This window comes from Aquabacterium sp. (assembly GCF_035476535.1).
Classification (GTDB): Bacteria; Pseudomonadota; Gammaproteobacteria; order Burkholderiales; family Burkholderiaceae_C; genus Pseudaquabacterium.
Genome location: NZ_DATILJ010000159.1, coordinates 1 through 17,264 on the forward strand (window position 1 = coordinate 1; position 17,264 = coordinate 17,264).

At 67.7% G+C, this 17,264-nt stretch carries 11 protein-coding genes; 8 read left to right on the forward strand and 3 right to left on the reverse strand.

Going from position 1 to position 17,264, the window contains the following annotated elements; genetic code table 11:
• Positions 1-122 precede the first annotated feature (122 nt).
• From xylA to VLK61_RS15460, 3 genes are read right to left on the reverse strand one after another with little or no spacing between them, the layout of a single operon-like run.
• Positions 123-1,442, reverse strand: coding sequence for a xylose isomerase (gene xylA, locus VLK61_RS15450; protein WP_325422503.1), 1,320 nt, complete (start codon positions 1,440-1,442; stop codon positions 123-125).
• Positions 1,443-1,476: 34 nt separating this feature from the next.
• A complete protein-coding gene (xylB, locus tag VLK61_RS15455) occupies positions 1,477-2,955 on the reverse strand; it encodes a xylulokinase (protein WP_325422504.1) in 1,479 nt (492 codons plus the stop codon).
• Positions 2,955-4,151 (reverse strand): ROK family transcriptional regulator, encoded by a 1,197-nt coding sequence (locus VLK61_RS15460; protein WP_325422505.1) that lies wholly within the window; start codon positions 4,149-4,151, stop codon positions 2,955-2,957. The genes xylB and VLK61_RS15460 overlap by 1 nt, the downstream gene beginning before the upstream one ends.
• Positions 4,152-4,418: 267 nt before the next feature.
• Between VLK61_RS15460 and VLK61_RS15465 the strand changes: the two genes are divergently transcribed.
• The 8 genes from VLK61_RS15465 to VLK61_RS15500 all read left to right on the forward strand — a co-directional run bounded on the left by VLK61_RS15465 (position 4,419) and on the right by VLK61_RS15500 (position 17,002).
• The gene (locus VLK61_RS15465; RefSeq protein ID WP_325422506.1) at positions 4,419-5,993 is read left to right on the forward strand and encodes a tryptophan halogenase family protein; all 1,575 of its coding nucleotides are present in this window, start codon (positions 4,419-4,421) and stop codon (positions 5,991-5,993) included.
• Entirely contained in the window at positions 5,990-7,579 is a 1,590-nt protein-coding gene (locus VLK61_RS15470; protein WP_325422507.1) for a GH39 family glycosyl hydrolase, read from the forward strand. Before VLK61_RS15465 ends, VLK61_RS15470 begins: the two co-directional genes overlap by 4 nt.
• Entirely contained in the window at positions 7,576-9,135 is a 1,560-nt protein-coding gene (locus VLK61_RS15475; protein WP_325422508.1) for an alpha-N-arabinofuranosidase, read from the forward strand. The genes VLK61_RS15470 and VLK61_RS15475 overlap by 4 nt, the downstream gene beginning before the upstream one ends.
• A 74-nt stretch (positions 9,136-9,209) precedes the next feature.
• A complete protein-coding gene (yicI, locus tag VLK61_RS15480; protein WP_325422509.1) occupies positions 9,210-11,483 on the forward strand; it encodes an alpha-xylosidase in 2,274 nt (757 codons plus the stop codon).
• Positions 11,484-11,491: 8 nt separating this feature from the next.
• Positions 11,492-12,241, forward strand: coding sequence for a polysaccharide deacetylase family protein (locus tag VLK61_RS15485; RefSeq protein ID WP_325422510.1), 750 nt, complete (start codon positions 11,492-11,494; stop codon positions 12,239-12,241).
• On the forward strand, positions 12,238-13,857 hold the full coding sequence (locus tag VLK61_RS15490; RefSeq protein ID WP_325422511.1) for a family 43 glycosylhydrolase: 1,620 nt from the start codon (positions 12,238-12,240) through the stop codon (positions 13,855-13,857). Before VLK61_RS15485 ends, VLK61_RS15490 begins: the two co-directional genes overlap by 4 nt.
• A gap of 40 nt (positions 13,858-13,897) precedes the next feature.
• Positions 13,898-15,676: a glycoside hydrolase family 9 protein gene (locus tag VLK61_RS15495; protein WP_325422512.1), complete on the forward strand. Its 1,779-nt coding sequence runs from the start codon at positions 13,898-13,900 to the stop codon at positions 15,674-15,676.
• Positions 15,677-15,694: 18 nt separating this feature from the next.
• Positions 15,695-17,002, forward strand: coding sequence for an MFS transporter (locus tag VLK61_RS15500; protein WP_325422513.1), 1,308 nt, complete (start codon positions 15,695-15,697; stop codon positions 17,000-17,002).
• Positions 17,003-17,264 lie beyond the last annotated feature (262 nt).

A 17,264-nucleotide genomic window follows, 5' to 3' on the forward strand; every position in this document is an offset into this window, starting at 1 on the left:
CAAGGCCACCTGGGCTGCAGCGATGGACAGTGCTGTCCTTCGAAGTTGTCTCATGTCTTTTATCCTTCTCAAGGGTGGTTCGGGACGCATCCCGTCGGGGAGAGAGGCCTGACGCCGGCGCGTCAACTGCCGCAAAAGCGATTGACGAGGTTCTCGAGGAACTCCTGGCGGCCGGAGACCGGCAAGGGATCGGTGTTGCTTGCCAGCACCTGGTCGGCCAGCCGGTCCAGCGGCACGCGGCCGGCCAGGATGTCCTGCGCGTCGGGGCTTTCCCAACCCGCATAGCGAGCGGCCACGGCGGCCTCGAGCTGGCCACCGACGATCATCTTTTCCGCGATCAACAGCGCCTGGGCGCAGACATCCATCGCGCCGACATGGCCGTGGAACAGGTCCTGCGGGTCGATCGACTGGCGCCGCACCTTGGCGTCGAAGTTCAGGCCGCCGCTGCCCAGTCCACCGGCGCGCTGGATGTGGTAGAGCGCCAGCGCCGTTTCGGGCACGTTGTTGGGGAACTGGTCGGTGTCCCAGCCCAGCTGCGGATCACCGCGGTTCATGTCGACGCTGCCCAGGATGCCCAGCGCGCCGGCAGTGGCGATCTCATGCTCGAAACTGTGGCCGGACAGCGTGGCGTGGTTGGCCTCGAGGTTGAGCTTGACCTCTTTCTCCAGGCCGTAGCGCACCAGGAAGCCGTAGACGCTGGCGGTGTCGAAGTCGTACTGGTGCTTGGCCGGTTCGCGCGGCTTGGGCTCGATCAGGATCGCGCCCTTCAAGCCGATCTTGTGCTTGTACTCGACCACCATGTTCAGGAAGCGGCCGAGCTGGTCGAACTCCTGGCCGACGCGCGTGTTCAGCAGTGTCTCGTAGCCTTCGCGGCCGCCCCACAGCACGTAGTTCTCGCCGTTCAGCGTTTTGGTCGCATCCATCGCGTCGCGCACCTGCAGCGCCGCCATCGCGAAGATCGCGGGGTCGGGGTTGCTGGCCGCGCCGGACATGAAGCGGCGGTGGCTGAACAGGTTCGCCGTGCCCCACAGCAGCTTCATGCCGGTGCGCTGCTGGTGTTCACCCAGCACGTCGACCATGCGCAGCAGGTTGTCGTGGCTTTCGCGCGGCGTGGCGCCTTCGGGCGCAACGTCGCGGTCGTGGAAGGTGTAGTACGGCGCGCCCAGCTTGGCGAAGAACTCGAAAGCCGCTTCGGCCTTCTGCTGGGCCAGTTCCATCGGCGAGCCGCCCTCGAACCAGGGCCGCTCGAAGGTGGCGGTGCCGAAGGGGTCGAAGCCGTTCCAGCAGAAGCTGTGCCAGTAGCACACGGCAAAGCGCAGCTGATCTTCCATGCGCTTGCCGAGCACGATCTTGTTCTTGTCGTAGTGGCGGAAGGCCAGCGGGTCGTCGCTGCCGGGGCCTCGGTAGTGGATCGGTGCGATGTCGTGGAAGTAGCTTTTCATCATGGGTGACTTCAAACGGGATGCGGGTTTTTGTTCAGGTGGCGCTGGCCGCTGGCGGCAAGGCCTTGAGACTTTGGTAAAGGGTGCGGAAGCGCTGCAGCCGTTGCTGCAGCTGCGCGTGGCGCGTGGCGTCGGGCCGCAGGCAGGCGGCGACCTCGGGTTTGCGGCAGACCTCGGCCTCGCTGCCGCCGGCGGCCAGCCAGCCCAGGCGTGCGGCGCCGAGTGCACCACCGGCTTCGCCGCCGCTGTGCACGAGGATATCGACGCCTAGGATATCGGCGATCAGTTGTGCCCAGTAGCGGCTGCGGGCGCCACCGCCCACCAGCGACAGGCGCTCGACTTCGGTGCCCGCCGCCTGCAGCGCGGCCAGCCCGTCGGCCAGGCCGAAGGCCACGCCTTCCAGCACCGCATAGCCGCAGTGGGCGCGCGTGCTGCCGTGGTTCAGGCCGTGCAACAGGCCCTGCGCAAACGGGTCGTTGTGAGGTGTGCGTTCGCCGGCCAGGTAGGGCAGGAACAGCGGCGCGTCGTGCAGCGCCGCTGCGGGCAAAAGCTCGATTTCATCCAGCAGGAAGGCTTCGTCCGCTGCGCCGCTGAGCTGCACGAACCATTTCAGGCAGCTGGCGGCCGAGAGCATCACGCTCATCTGGTGCCAGCGCCCGGGCAGCGCATGGCAGAAGGCGTGCACGGCCGACGCCGGGTTGGGCCGGAAGCGATCGTTGACGACGAAAAGCACGCCCGAGGTGCCGAGCGAGATGAAACCGTCACCGGGCTCGACCGCGCCGATGCCGATGGCGCTGGCGGCGTTGTCGCCGGCGCCGCCGGCGATCACCACCTGCGGACCCAGGCCCCAGGCCTGGGCGATCTCCGGCCGCAGCATGGCGGAGGGCTGGTTGCTTTCGACCAGCCGCGGCATCTGCGCCCGGTTCAGGTCGCAGGCGGCCAGCAGTTCGTCCGACCAGTCGCGTGCGGCGACGTCCAGCCACAGCGTGCCGGCGGCATCGGACGGATCGCTGAGCTTCTCGCCGCTGAGCTGCAGCCGCAGCCAGTCCTTGGGCAGCAGCACGCAGCTCACTTGGGCAAAGACCTGGGGTTCATGCTTTTGCACCCACAGCAGCTTCGGCGCGGTGAAGCCGGGCATGGCCAGGTTGCCGGCCACGGCATGCAGGCGGGGCGCGCGCGCTGTGAGCTCCGCGCACTCGGCATGGCTGCGGCCGTCGTTCCACAGGATGGCCGGGCGCAGCACGCGGTCCTGCGCATCCAGCAGCACGGCACCGTGCATCTGTCCGGACAGGCCGATGGCGCGCACCCGCGCAAAGGCCTGTCCATGCGTCCGGCGCAGCTGCGCCACAGCGCTCTCCGTCGCGCGCCACCAGTCTTCAGGCGCCTGCTCGGCCCACAGGGCCTGCGGGCGGGACACCGTCAGCGGCGCGCCGGCCTGGCCGACGACATGCCCCGCGGCGTCCAGCAGCAGCAGCTTGACTTCCGAGGTGCCCAGGTCGATGCCGAGGAACATCATGCGATCCCCGCGTCTCGGGTGGATCGCGCGGCAGCTTGGCCTTCAGGCACCGGCACGAGCACATTGCGGGTTAGGCGGTGCCGCACCAGCGCGGCCGCACCGACGGCCACCGCATCCGCGCCGAAGCGCGAGGTCTGCACCAAAGGGGGCTCCAGGTTGGCGGCCGCCGCGTAGTCGTTCAGCGTCTTCAGCGCCGGCTTGAGGAAGGCGTCGCCAAGTTCGACGACCGCGCCGCCCAGCACGATGCGGGCCGGGTCGTAGGCGGCGGCCAGGTTCTGCAGCAGCATGCCCAGGTAGCTGCCGGCCTTGTTGATGGCCTTCAGCGTCGGCGCGTCGCCTGCGGCCAGCCGCTCACGCACCACCGCCAGCGGCGACAGCGCAGGGTCCTGCTCGTCGCTGCGCTGCAGCATGGCCCGTGGCCCGATCAGCGCTTCGGCACACCCACGCCGGCCGCAGGAACATGCCGGCCCGTTGAGCTGCAGCACGATGTGGCCGACTTCGCCGGCGAAGCCGCGGCTGCCGGTCAGCAGGCGGCCGCCGACGATGACGCCGGCACCCACGCCCTGGTTCAGGCTGACGTAGAGCAAAGGATCCGAGGCCTGCGGCGCGCTGAACTCCAGTTCGCCCAGGGCCGCCACGTCGGCTTCGTTCTGCAGGAACAGAGGCGTGCCGGCCAGCGCGGTGCCGGCGATCTTCTCGCGCAGCAAGTCACCGAAGGGCACGTCGCGCCAGGCGAGGTTCGGCGCAAAGCGCAGGATGCCATTGGCCTCGTCCACGCCCCCGGGCAGTCCGACGCCGATGCCGATGATGCGCTGCCGGGCCGGGTCGAGTTGTTTGCACAGCTTGGACATCGCGGCGGTCAGCGCGGCGACGCAGCTCTTGACGCTCTTGGTCGAGCCGTGGTTCGCCGACGCGCGCGACAGCACCTCGCCGGTCAGCGAGACGGTGACGACGCGCACCGAATCGATGTCCACCTCGGCGCCCAGCAGCACCAGGCGCGACGGGTCGATGAACAGCGGCGTGGGCCGCCGGCCCAGGTCGCCAGTGGCGACGATCTCGCGCTCCAGCAGCCAGCCTTCGTCCAGCAGCTCGCGCACCAGCAGGCTCACGGTCGATTTCGTCAGCCCCACCGCTTCAGCCAGGTCGGCGCGCGACAGGCCCGGGTTGGCGCACAGGTGCCGCACCAGAACCATCCGGTTGGCTCCCTTGAGCAACTGCTGGTTTCCCGCGGCCTCGGCTAACAAATGCTGTCTCCTGATCCAGTTTGTGCACTGTCTGGCGCCGGATATTAATTCGATCGACGAACGAACTAAAGCGGTGGAAACACCTAGCCCCGGCATGGCGAAGCGGGCCGAGACTCACGGCCGCGCAGCCTTGTGCGCCGCCGCCATGTCAGCTTCGAGCGTGGTGAGCCGGCTTCAGCGCCGATACCGCCCAGACAGCCACTAGCGAGGCAAGCCATGAACGACAAATCCATTCGCAAGATCGTCATCGTCGGCGGCGGCACCGCCGGCTGGATGGCCGCGGCGCCGCTGGCGCAGAAGCTCGGGCGGGCGAGCGCGCGTCCGTGTGAAATCGTGCTCATCGAGTCGCCGGAGATCGGCACCATCGGCGTCGGCGAGGCCACCTTGCCGACGATCCGCTACTACAACCACGCGCTGAACCTCGATGGCGCGGACTTCGTCAAGAAGACGCAGGCCACCTTCAAGCTCGGCATCGAGTTCAAGGACTGGGGCCGGGTCGGTCACCGCTTCTTCCACGGCTTCGGCGACTTCGGCGCGCGCATCGAGAACCGGTCGCCGGTGATGCACTGGCTGCGGCTGCAGCGCGCCGGCGGCATGGCGTCCTATGAAGACTGGTCCACCTCTTCGGTGATGGCGCGCCAGAATCGCTTCACGCCGCCGCAGGGCGACACACCGTCGGCCGCCAACGCCTATTCCTTCGCCTTCCACTTCGACGCCGGCCTGTACGCGGCCTACCTGCGCGACTACGCGATGCAGCGCGGCGCCACGCGCATCGAAGGCACCATCGTCGATGTCGAACTGCGGCCCGAAGACGGCTTTGTTGCCGCGGTGAAGCTGCGCGATGGCCGGCGCGTCGACGGCGACCTGTTCATCGACTGCTCGGGCTTTCGCGGCCTGCTGATCGAAGGCGCGATGAAGGCCGGCTACGACGACTGGAGCGCCGTGCTGCCGTGCAACAGTGCGCTGGCGGTGCCCTCGGAACGCGTGCCGAAGTTGACGCCCTATACCACCTCCACCGCGCGCACGGCCGGCTGGCAGTGGCGCATCCCCTTGCAGCACCGCACCGGCAACGGCCATGTCTACTGCAGCCAGTTCACCACCGATGATGAAGCCGCGCGCGTGCTGCTGGAAGGCCTGGACAGTGAGGCCTTGGACACACCGCGCCAGCTGCGCTTCACCACCGGCCGGCGGCGCAAGCAGTGGTCGAAGAACGTGGTCGCACTCGGCCTGGCGGCGGGCTTCATCGAGCCGCTGGAATCCACCAGCATCCAGTTCATCATGGACGGCGTCGGGCGGCTGATCGAGCAATTTCCCGACCGCGATTTCCACCCCGGCCTGGCGGCCGAGTTCAACCGCCAGATGCTGTTCCAGTACGAATCGATCCGCGACTTCATCGTGATGCACTACAAGCTCACGCAGCGCACCGACTCCGAGTTCTGGCGCTACTGCGCGGCAATGCCGATCCCCGACACGCTGCAGCACCAGATCGAGCTGTTCCGCTCATCCGGCCGCGTGGCGATCCTCGACCCCAATGGTTTCGCCGAGCCGTCGTGGCAGTCGATGCTGCTCGGCCTGGGCGTGATGCCGCGCAGCTACGACCCCTTCGTCGACCAGATCGACGAGTCTGCCCTGCGCACGCACTTCGCGCGCGTGCGCACGGCCATCGCCAACACCGTGGCCGGCATGCCGGACCAGGCGGACTACATCAACCGGCATGTCAAGGCCGATCCCGTGGCAGCGCCTGTCGCCATGGTTGCGCCGGCGGCCGAGCTCGCCCGGAGTCTGCCGTGACGCCGCCCATGCGATGGCTGGCGCTGGCGGCGGCCCTGGCCTGCGCGCCGGTGGTGATGGCGGGAGGCGCGGGCGGTGCAAGTGGCCCGGCGCCCCGGGACATCCGGCTGGACATCGCGCTCGCCAGGAGTCCGGTCGACCGCTTCTTCGATCTCTCGGTCGGCGCCGACTTTCCGGGCACGCTGATCCGCGACGACAGCCAGGCCCAGCTGAAGACCGTGGTCGACGAACTGGGTTTCCGCTACGTGCGCTTTCACGCGATCTTTCATGACGTGCTGGGCACGGTGCGCAAGGTCGACGGACGCATCGTCCACGACTTCAGCGGCATCGACCGGCTCTACGACCAACTGCTGGCCAAGGGCATCCGGCCTTTCGTCGAGCTGGGCTTCACGCCGCTGGCCATGGCAACGTCGCAGCAGTCCATCTTCTACTGGAAGGGCAACACCTCGCATCCCGATCCTGTCGCGTGGCGCAACCTGGTGGATGCTTTTGTCCGCCACCTGATCAGCCGCTACGGCGCGGACGAAGTGCGTCGCTGGCCTTTCGAAGTCTGGAATGAGCCCAACCTCGACGGCTTCTGGGAGCGTGCCGACAAGAAGGCTTACTTCGACCTGTACGTGCAGACCGCCCGGGCGATCAAAGCCATCGACCCGCAACTGCAGGTGGGCGGGCCGGCCACGGCAGGCGCCGACTGGGTGGTGGACTTCCTGGCCCACGTAAAAGCGAACGACGCGCCGGTCGATTTCGTCACCACGCACACCTACGGCGTCGACGGTGGCTTCCTCGATGAACACGGCAAGGAAGACACGAAGTTGTCGGCCTCGCCCGATGCGATCGTCGGCGACGTGCGCCGGGTGCGGCAACAGATTGCGGCCTCACCGTATCCGACCCTGCCGCTGCACTTCACCGAATGGAGCACCAGCTACACGCCGCGCGACGCCGTGCACGATTCCTACATCAGCGCGCCCTATGTGCTGAGCAAGCTCAAGCAGAGCCAGGGCCTGGTGCAGAGCATGAGCTACTGGGTCTACAGCGACCTGTTCGAAGAGCCCGGTCCGCCCCCCACGCCCTTTCATGGCGGCTTCGGTCTGCTCACGCGAGAAGGCATTCGCAAGCCCGTGTACTTTGCGTACAAGTACCTGAACGCCTTGCGTGGCCGCGCGCTGCCGAGCGACGACGCCGCGACCTGGGCCGCAACCGACGGCACGACGACGGCCGTGCTCGTCTGGGACTGGCAGCAACCGGTGCAGCAGCTCAGCAACCGGCCGTTCTACACGCGGCCGCTGCCGGCCACGGCCGCGCCGCCGGTGCGCTTGAGCCTGGCGCACCTGGCGCCAGGCACTTACCGCCTGAAGGCCTACCGCACCGGCTACCAGGCCAATGATGCCCACACCGCTTACCTGAAGATGGGTTCGCCCGCGTCGCTGGATGCCGCGCAGCAGCGCCGGCTTCATGCCCTCACTACCGACAAGGCGGAAATCGATCGCAGGGTTCGGGTGGGGCCCAGTGGCTTGCTGTCCGTGAACCTGCCGATGCGCAGCAACGACGTGGTGCTGGTCACGGTCGAGCGGGCGATCCGACCGTGACACTGCGCTCCCTTTCTGCCGCGGCCGCCGTGCTGCTCGGCACGGCGATGATGGCCTTCGCCGCACCCGCTGCCGAACGGGCCGAAGCCAGGCTGACGCTGACCCTCGAAGCGGCCGGCCCGCGCATTGAGCCGGCTGTCTACGGCCAGTTCGTCGAGCACCTGGGCACGGGTGTTTATGGCGGCCTGTGGGTCGGCACGGATTCGAAGATTCCGAACACGCGCGGCTTTCGCAACGACGTGATCGCGGCGCTGCGCAAGATCAAGGTGCCGGTCGTGCGCTGGCCCGGCGGCTGCTTCGCCGACGACTACGACTGGCGCGACGGCATCGGCCCCCGAGCGCAGCGCCCGGTCCGGCTCAACAAGGTCTGGGGCAACGTGCCGGACGACAACCGCGTCGGCACGCACGAGTTCATGGACTTCGCCGAGATGATCGGTGCCGAGGTGTACATCGCCGGCAACATGGGCTCGATGCCGCCGCGCGCCATGGCGCAGTGGCTGGAGTACATGACTTCCGACAGTGTGTCGAGCTTGGCCAACGAGCGGCGCCGCAACGGTCGCGACAAGCCCTGGACCGTGAAGTACTTCGGCGTCGGCAACGAGAGCTGGGGCTGCGGTGGCCACATGCGCCCGGAGTACGCCGCCGACCTGCATCGGCAGTACGCGAGCTTCCTGCGGGCGCCGGTGATCAAGGTCGCCTCGGGCGACGGAGAAGGCAACGAGCGCGTCACCGACGTGATGATGGACCTCGCCAAGGACGACATGGACGCGATCAGCCTGCATCACTACACCGTCCCCGGTCCCTGGGAAGCCAAGGGACAGGCAGTGGGCTTCGACGCCCAGCGCTGGGCCAAGACGCTGCAGGACGTGACGGTCGGCATGGAAGAGCACATCGCCAAGACCGTGCGCATCATGGACAAGCACGATCCGAAAAAGCGCGTCGCGCTGTACGTGGACGAATGGGGTATGTGGCACGACCCCGAGCCCGGCAGCAATCCGGCCTTCCTGGTTCAGCAGAACACGCTGCGTGATGCGATGGTGGCGGCGCTCACGTTCAATGTCTTCCATCGGCACACCGAGCGGGTGAAGATGGCCAATATCGCGCAGATGGTCAATGTGCTGCAGGCCATGGTGCTGACCGACGGCGCCCGGATGCTGCTGACCCCCACCTACCACCTGTTCGACCTGTACCTGCCGTTCCAGGGCGCGACGCCGCTGAAGGCGAGCGTCGACGCGCCGCGCTATCGGCAGGGCGAAGTGAGCCTGCCGGCAGTGGACGTATCGGCCGCGCGGGGCGTGGACGGCAGCACGCTGCTGGCGCTGGTCAATCTTGATCCCGAGCGTGCGGCCCGGGTCGTCACCAACCTCGCTGGCACCGCCACCGGCCGCATCCTGAGCGCCGCGGCGATGGATGCGCACAACAGCTTCGATCGCCCGGACACGATCGTGCCGGCACCGTATGTCGCGAAGGCCGTTGCCGGCAAGCTCAGCTTCGACCTGCCGGCGAAGTCCATCGTCGTGGTGTCGATACCAGTGCCGGCAGTCGCGCAGCGCTAGAAACCGACCTTGTGGTCCCGCTTTCCATTTTCAGGGCGCACATGCCCGCTCGTTTCAACAGTTAGGTCAATGACATGAAGTTCACAGATGGGCAATGGTTGCTGCAACCCGGTGCCACGGCGCACTACGCGGCGCAGGCCTACGCCATCGAGGTTCACGAAGACAGGCTGGTGGTGCTGGCCACCACGCGCCCCATCAAGCACCGCGGCGACACGCTGCAGGGGCCCACGCTGACGGTGACATTGAGTTCGCCGATGCCCGGCGTGATACGGGTGCGGGCCGAACACTTCACGGCCTCGCAGCCGCCGCGGCTGGGTGTGCCGATGCCCGGCGAGGGCCGGCCACCGGTCTTGATCGAAGACGGCGAGGCCTGCGCCACGCTCACCAGCGGCGGCCTGTCGGTGGAGGTGCGCAAGGGCGACAACTGGGGCCTGGTGTTCCGCGAAGGCGATCGTGTGCTGACGCGCAGCGACTGGCGCGGCCTGGGCTACGTGCAATGGCCCGGCAAGGGCAACTTCATGCACGATCAGCTGACACTCGCTGTCGGCGAATACGTCTACGGCCTGGGCGAACGCTTCACGCCCTGGGTCAAGAACGGCCAGGTGGTCGAGAACAGCAATCGCGACGGCGGCACCGCCTGCGAGCAGGCCTACAAGAGCGTGCCCTTCTACCTGACCAGCCGCGGCTACGGCGTGCTGGTCAACGAGGCCGGCCCGGTGTCCTTCGAAGTCGCGTCGGAGAAGACCACGCGCGTGCAATTCAGCCGCGAAGGCGAGAGCCTGGACTACCTGGTGATCCAGGGCCCGACACCCAAGCAGGTGGTGCAGCGCCTGACCGCGCTGACCGGCCGCGCCGCCCTGCCGCCGGCCTGGACCTTCGGCCTGTGGCTGACGACCTCGTTCACCACCCAGTACGACGAAGCCACCGCCACCCACTTCATCGACGAGATGAAGCGGCGCAACTTGCCGCTGGCGGTGTTCCACTTCGACTGCTTCTGGATGCGCGAATTCCAGTGGTGCGACTTCGAATGGGACCGCCGCGCCTTCCCCGACCCCGAGGGCATGCTGCAGCGCCTGCACGCACGCGGCCTGAAGATCAGCTTGTGGATCAACCCCTACATCGCGCAGAAATCGCCGCTGTTCGCCGAAGGTGCCGCTCAAGGCTACTTCCTCAAGCGCCCGAACGGCTTGGTGTGGCAGACCGACCTGTGGCAGCCGGGCATGGCCATCGTCGACTTCACCAATCCCGCCGCCACCGCCTGGTACCAGGGCCACCTGCGCCGGCTGCTGGCGATGGGCGTGGACTGCTTCAAGACCGACTTCGGCGAGCGCATCCCCGACCAGGACGTGGTCTACCACGACGGCTCCGACCCGGTGGAGATGCACAACCTCTATGCGCTGCGCTACAACGAGGCGGTGTACCAGCTGCTGGCTGAAGTACGCGGCCCCGATGAGGCCGTGGTCTTCGCACGCTCCACCTACGCTTCGGGCCAGCGCTACCCGGTGCATTGGGGCGGCGACTGCTGGTCGAACTTCGAGTCGATGGCCGAAAGCCTGCGCGGTGGCCTGTCGCTCACCAGCTGCGGCTTCGCATTCTGGAGCCACGACATCGGCGGCTTCGAAGGCAACCCGCCGCCCGCCGTGTACAAGCGCTGGCTGCAGTTCGGCATGCTGTCTTCGCACAGCCGGCTGCACGGCAGCAGCTTCTACCGCGTGCCCTGGCTGGTGGACGAAGAGAGCTGCGATGTGCTGCAGGCCTTCACCCACCTCAAGCACCGGCTGATGCCCTACCTGTATGCGCAGGCCATCGCGGCCACGCAGAGCGGTGTGCCCGTCATGCGCTCGATGGTGATGGAGTATCCGCACGACCCGGCCTGCGCCACGCTGGACCGGCAGTACCACTTGGGCGATGCGCTGCTGGTGGCGCCGGTGTTCACCGAGAGTGGCGAGGTGGATTTCTATTTGCCAGAGGGCACCTGGACGCACTTGTTGTCCGGCCAGACCCAGGCCGGCGGCCGCTGGTATCACGAACACCACGACTTCCTCAGCCTGCCGCTGTATGTCGCGCCTAACACCGTATTGCCGTGGGGGTCGGAAACCGAGCGGCCGGACTACGACTATGCGCGCGGCGTGACGCTGCGGGTGTTCGCGCTGGCGGACGGCGCGACGGCGAGCTTTGCGGTGGCATCGCCGCAAGGCCACATCGCGGCGCGCGGCACGGTCAGCCGCCAGGGCCAGCGCTACACCGCCACTGTGGCGGAAGGTGCGCTGCAGGACTGGTGCCTGGAAGTCGACGGGCAGCGCAGCCCTGTGCAGGCGAACGCTGCCTCGCTGACCTGGAACCCCTAGGAACATCGATGGTGAGTCACCGCATGCATCGGTCCGCGCTGGGCGGTCTGTTGCTGGGCGCCAGCCTGGCGGCGGGATCGGCGGGGGCCGATTGCGGACCCGAGGTCCTGGGCACATCACGCAGCTTGATGCTCCCGCGTGAAGCAGCCGCCTACGGCACGGCACAGCACCAGGCCCTGCCGCTTCAACCCGGCGAGGTGGTGATCACCTTCGACGACGGACCCCGGCCCGAGTCCACACCCCAGGTGCTGCAGGCGCTCAAGGCACAGTGCGTTCGCGCGACCTTCTTCATGAACGGCGCGCCGCTCGTTCGCCACCTCGACCTGGCCCAGCGCGTGAGCGCCGAGGGTCATTCGGTGGGCATGCACGGCTTCCACCACTCGCACTTCGCCACGCTGCCCGAGGCCGAGCAACTGGCGGATCTGAAGGCCATGCAGCGGGCCCATCAGCAGGCCTTCGGTGTCCCTGCCGCGGCCTACCGGTTCCCGTTCCTGGAAGAAACCGCGACCTTGCGGACCGCGCTGAAGGCGCAAGGCATCACCGTGCTGTCGGTGGACGCGGGCGTCGACGACTGGCTGCCCGCGCAGACGCCGCAGATGCTGGCTGATCGCCTGGTGGCGCGCTTGGCGGAGAGCCGCGGCGGCATCCTGCTGCTGCACGATGCGCAGGACCAGACGGCGGCTGCCCTGCCGCTGCTGCTGAAGACCCTGAAGCATCGCGGCTATCGGATCGTGCATCTGGCGTGGGAGGCACCATGACAGGAAACACTCGCCGCGATGCGGTCAAGGCGCTGTTGGTCGGCACAGCCTCGGCACCGATGCTCACTGGAACCAGCGCCGCCATGGCCAAGCCACTCACGAGGCCCGCACGCAGCGTCGCAACCGGCGTGGAAGGCCAGCGCAAGGCCGATCGGGGCGACGGCAGCTACCTCAACCCGATCGTGGCGGGCGACCATCCCGACCCGACCGTGCTGAAGGACGGCGACGACTACTACATGACGTTCTCGTCGTTCTTCTCGTACCCCGGCGTCGTCATCTGGCATTCGAAGGACCTGGTGAACTGGGCGCCCATCGGCCCGGCGCTGACGCAGCCGCTGGGCACCGTCTGGGCCATGGACCTGGTCAAGCACAAAGGCCGCTATTACATCTACATCCCGGCCAATCCGAACGACCGGCAGTCGATCTTCGTGATCCATGCGGACAACATCCGCGGGCCCTGGAGCGAGCCGATCGACCTGAAGATCGATGCCATCGACCCCGGCCATGCCGTCGGCGAAGACGGCAAGCGCTATCTCTTCGTCAACGGCGTGCGCCGCATCGGCTTGACCGACGATGGCCTGGCCACCGTCGGTGCGCTGGCGCAGGTCTACGATCCCTGGCGCTATCCCGACAACTGGGTGGTCGAGATGTTCGCGCCGGAAGGGCCGAAGCTCTTCCGCCGCGGCGAGTGGTTCTACCTGATGACGGCGGTGGGCGGCACCTCGGGGCCACCGACCAGCCACATGGTCATCGTCGCGCGTTCGCGCTCGATCCACGGCCCGTGGCTGGACTGCCCGCACAACCCGATCCTGCGCACCCAGCATGCCGATGAGCCCTGGTGGTCGCGCGGCCATGCCACGGCCATCGAAGGGCCTGCGGGAGACTGGTGGCTGATCTACCACGGCTATGAAAACGGCTTTCGCACGCTGGGCCGCCAGACGCTGCTGGAGCCCATGGTCTGGACGCGCGATGGCTGGCCGCGCGCCACCGGCGGCAGTTTGTCCTCGCCGCTGCCCAAGCCCGTCAAGCGCTCGTCGGGGCCGTCCGGCTTCGCGCTGTCGGACGACTTTTCCACCGACCGCTTCGGCACGCAGTGGAGCTTCTTCAATCCCGGCGAGAACGAGCGGGGCCGGGCTCGCTACGACAACCGGGCCTTGGTGATCAGCGCCAAGGGCACGAACCCGGCGGACAGCTCGCCGCTGACCCTGCTGGTCGGCGACCGCAGCTACGAAGCGGAAGTGACGCTGGACATCGACGATGGCGCGCAGGCCGGCCTGACGCTGTTCTACAGCGAGCGCATGTTCTGCGGCATCGGCTTCGACACCCGGCAGATGCTCACTTTCAACTACGGGCAGGAGCAGCACTGGATGCGCCAGGACGTGCCGAGCCGCTCGGTACGCCTGAAGGTGCGCAACGACCAGCATGTGGTGACCTTCCACTACGCGCAGGGTCAAGGCCCCTGGATCAAGCACCCGTGGCAGATGGAGGTTTCGGGCTTCCACCACAACGTGTTCGGTGGCTTCCTGAGCCTGAAGATCGGCATTTATTGCGCGGGTGCCGGGAATGTCAGGGTGCGCGACTTCGTCTATCGCGGCCTCGGCCAGCGGTCCGCATGACCCCCACACCCTCCTGTCGGCTCGGCAGGAAAACAAGACCATGTCTGTTGATCGCATCCGTTTCTTCCTGTCAACCCGGGCCGGCCTGGTGCTACTGCTGGCCGGGGCCTTGATGGCCTGTGCCACTCACGCAGACGGTCCCTCCCCGCCATCCGACGCGGCCGCAGGCCTGATCAAGCTCAACCAGGTCGGCTTCCTGCCGGGCGCCGCCAAGTGGGCGGTGATCCCGAACGGCAGCGCCAGCCGTTTCAGCGTCGTGCACGCGGGCACGGAGACCGAAGTGTTCGCAGGCCCGCTCAGCGCCGCGGCTCTCTGGGCACCGGCCCAGGCGCAAGTCAGGTTGGCCGACTTCTCGGCGCTGTCCACGCCGGGCACCTACGAAGTCCGCGTCGACGGCCTGGCAGCGTCGCCCCGGTTCACGATCGCGCCGGACGCCTATGCCGCGCTCAGTGCCGCCAGCCTCAAGGCCCTCTACTTCAACCGCGCCAGCACGGCGCTGCGGCCCGAACACGCGGGGGTGTATGCCCGCCCGGCTGGCCATCCGGACACGCACGTTCTGGTCCACGCCTCCGCCGCCAGCCCGGCGCGCCCCGAGGGCACCGTCATCTCCAGCCCCAAAGGCTGGTACGACGCGGGCGACTACAACAAGTACATCGTCAACTCGGGCATCTCGACCTACACCCTGCTGGCCGCCTACGAGCACTTTCCGGACTATTTTCGCCAGCAGATGCTGAACATCCCCGAGAGCGGCACCCCCCTCCCCGACCTGCTGGACGAAGCGCTGTGGAATCTGGAGTGGATGCTCACGATGCAGGACCCCCACGATGGCGGCGTCTACCACAAGCTCACCAACAAGGGCTTCGACGGCGTGGTGATGCCGCACCAGGCCACGGGGCCGCGCTACGTGGTGCAGAAGACGACGGCGGCGGCGCTGAACTTCGCCGCGGTGATGGCCAGCGCGAGCCGCGTCTTCCGGGCCTTCGAGGCAGAGCGACCCGGCTTGTCGGCCCGCATGCTGGCCGCGGGCGAATCGGCGTGGCAGTGGGCGCGGTCCCACCCAACGGTGGTGTATTTGCAGCCGGCGGACATCAAGACCGGCGAGTATGGCGACAGCCAGCTGGCCGACGAATTCGCCTGGGCCGCGGCGGAGCTGTACATCAGCAGCCGCAACGACGCCTACTACGCGGCGATGAACCCGGCCGGGGTGCCCAACGAAGTGCCTTCGTGGGGCAGCGTCAACGGGCTGGCCTGGGTCTCGCTGGCTCAGCACCGCCACCGGCTCACGCCCGTGGCGGACCAACGCCTGATCGCCAGCCGCATCGGCACGCTGGCCACCAGCCTGGCCGCCACCTGGCAGTCATCCGCCTGGCGGGTGAGCCTGCAAGGCAGTGACTTCAACTGGGGCAGCAATTCGGGGGCCTTGAACCAGGCCCTGATGCTGATCCAGGGCTATCGGCTGACGGGCACGCGCCAGCAGCTGGATGCAGCCCAGGCGCTGCTGGACTACGTGATGGGGCGCAATCCGACCGACATGGCCCAGGTCACCGGCTTCGGCCACAGCGCCCCGCTGCACCCGCACCACCGCCCGTCGATGGCCGACGGCATCGCGGCGCCAGTGCCCGGCTTCCTGGTGGGCGGCCCCAACGCCGGGCAGCAGGACCACACGCATTGCCCCGTGCCCTACCCGTCCACCATCGCGGCCAGGTCCTACCTGGACCACGACTGCAGCTACGCCAGCAACGAGGTCACGATCAACTGGAATGCGCCGCTGGTCTATGTGTCGGCGGCGCTGCAGGTGCTGACCGGTGATCGTCGATAACGCCAGAAAGCCTCGTCCGTGTCCTTGCCCAACCCGTTAGCTGCCTCGCCCGCCCGCCACCCGCTGACCTGGGTGCCGTCGCTGTACCTGGCGATGGGGCTGCCCAACGTCACCGTCGGCGTGGTGGCCGCGATCATCTTCAAGAACCTCGGCGTCTCCAACGAAGACATCGCGCTGTACACCTCGCAGATGTACCTGCCCTGGGTGCTCAAGCCGCTGTGGTCGCCCTTGCTCGAGCCTTTCAGGACCAAGCGCTGGTGGGTCATCAGCATGCAGTTCACGATGATGGCCTCGCTGGGCCTCGTCGCCTTCTGCCTGCCGCTGGACGATTTTTTCCGCGCTTCGCTGGCCTTCTTCTGGATCACCGGCTTCGCGTCCGCCACGCAGGACATCGTGGCCGACGGCGTGTTCATGACCACCATGCCGCTGGTCGACCAGGCGCGCTATGCCGGGCTGCAGGGCATGTGCTGGAACATGGGCGCGGTCATCGCCTCGGGGCTGCTGGTCTCGTTGACGGGCGTGCTGCATAACCGCGTCGGCCTGTCCTGGGTGCATTGCTGGATGATCATCATGCTCGGCACCGCGATGGTGATGGGCGCCTTCGGCCTGTGGCACCTGCGCACGCTGCCGCCGGGCGCGCCGTCTGCCGTGCAAGGCCAGGGCCTGCGGGCGGCCTTGCCGGCGCTGCGCGATTCGTGGGTCACGTTCTTCCAGAAGCCGCGCATCTGGATGATGCTGGCGGTGATCTTCTTCTACCGCTTCGGCGAAGGCTTCATCGAGAAGTTCGGGCCGCTGTTCCTGCTGGACCCCCGCAGCGCCGGCGGGCTGGGCCTGGACAACGAATTACTCGGCCTGCTCAACGGCACGGTCGGCACGGTGGCCTTCATCGCCGGCGCCTTCCTCGGCGGCTTCGCCGTGGCCCGGCTGACGCTGCCGCGCTCGTTCCTGCTGCTGGCCCTGGTGCTGAACCTGCCGCATGTGACCTACTTCTACCTGAGCCAGGCGCTGCCCGACAACGTGTGGCTGATCGGCGCGATGGTGGCGATCGAGAAGTTCGGCTTCGGCATGGGCTCGGTCGGCCACATGCTGTACATGATGCAGCAGATCGCGCCCGGCCCGTTCAAGATGACGCACTACGCCTTCGCCACCGGCGTGATGGCGATGACCAAGTGGGCCACCGGCACCGTCAGCGGCTGGGTCTACGGCGCCTTCGACCAGCACTACGCGACCTTCTTCACCTTCGTGCTGATCGCCTCGGTGCCGCCGGTGCTGCTGGCCTGGCGGGCGCCGTTCCCGCACCCCGATCCGCACGACAAGGGGATCTGAACGAGGTCGTGCGACATCTTCCCACCCAGGGCGTGGCGAAAAGACTGGGTTCTTCAGGCTCAGGCTCGCGATGCCTGGGGGCGCCCGCGGCCTCAGGCGCACAATGGCGGCTCTCCTTGCAGCGCCTGGTGCATGTCATGTTGACTCGACGCTTCTTGCTCGCAGCCACGAGCGCTTGCGGATTTCGCGCCCACGCGGCGGCCGCCACGCCAAAGGTGGTGTTCCTCGATCCCGCCTCGCCCAACGCGGCGGCTTCGGGGCC

Bases quoted from the DNA above. Each gene is read 5' to 3' on its own strand.
- VLK61_RS15465 (WP_325422506.1), top strand. From the start codon at position 4,419: ATGAACGACAAATCCATTCGCAAGATCGTCATCGTCGGCGGCGGCACC.
- VLK61_RS15485 (WP_325422510.1), top strand. From the start codon at position 11,492: ATGGTGAGTCACCGCATGCATCGGTCCGCGCTGGGCGGTCTGTTGCTG.
- VLK61_RS15490 (WP_325422511.1), top strand. From the start codon at position 12,238: ATGACAGGAAACACTCGCCGCGATGCGGTCAAGGCGCTGTTGGTCGGC.
- VLK61_RS15460 (WP_325422505.1), bottom strand. From the start codon at position 4,151: ATGGTTCTGGTGCGGCACCTGTGCGCCAACCCGGGCCTGTCGCGCGCC.
- xylB (WP_325422504.1), bottom strand. From the start codon at position 2,955: ATGTTCCTCGGCATCGACCTGGGCACCTCGGAAGTCAAGCTGCTGCTG.
- VLK61_RS15495 (WP_325422512.1), top strand. From the start codon at position 13,898: ATGTCTGTTGATCGCATCCGTTTCTTCCTGTCAACCCGGGCCGGCCTG.
- xylA (WP_325422503.1), bottom strand. From the start codon at position 1,442: ATGAAAAGCTACTTCCACGACATCGCACCGATCCACTACCGAGGCCCC.
- yicI (WP_325422509.1), top strand. From the start codon at position 9,210: ATGAAGTTCACAGATGGGCAATGGTTGCTGCAACCCGGTGCCACGGCG.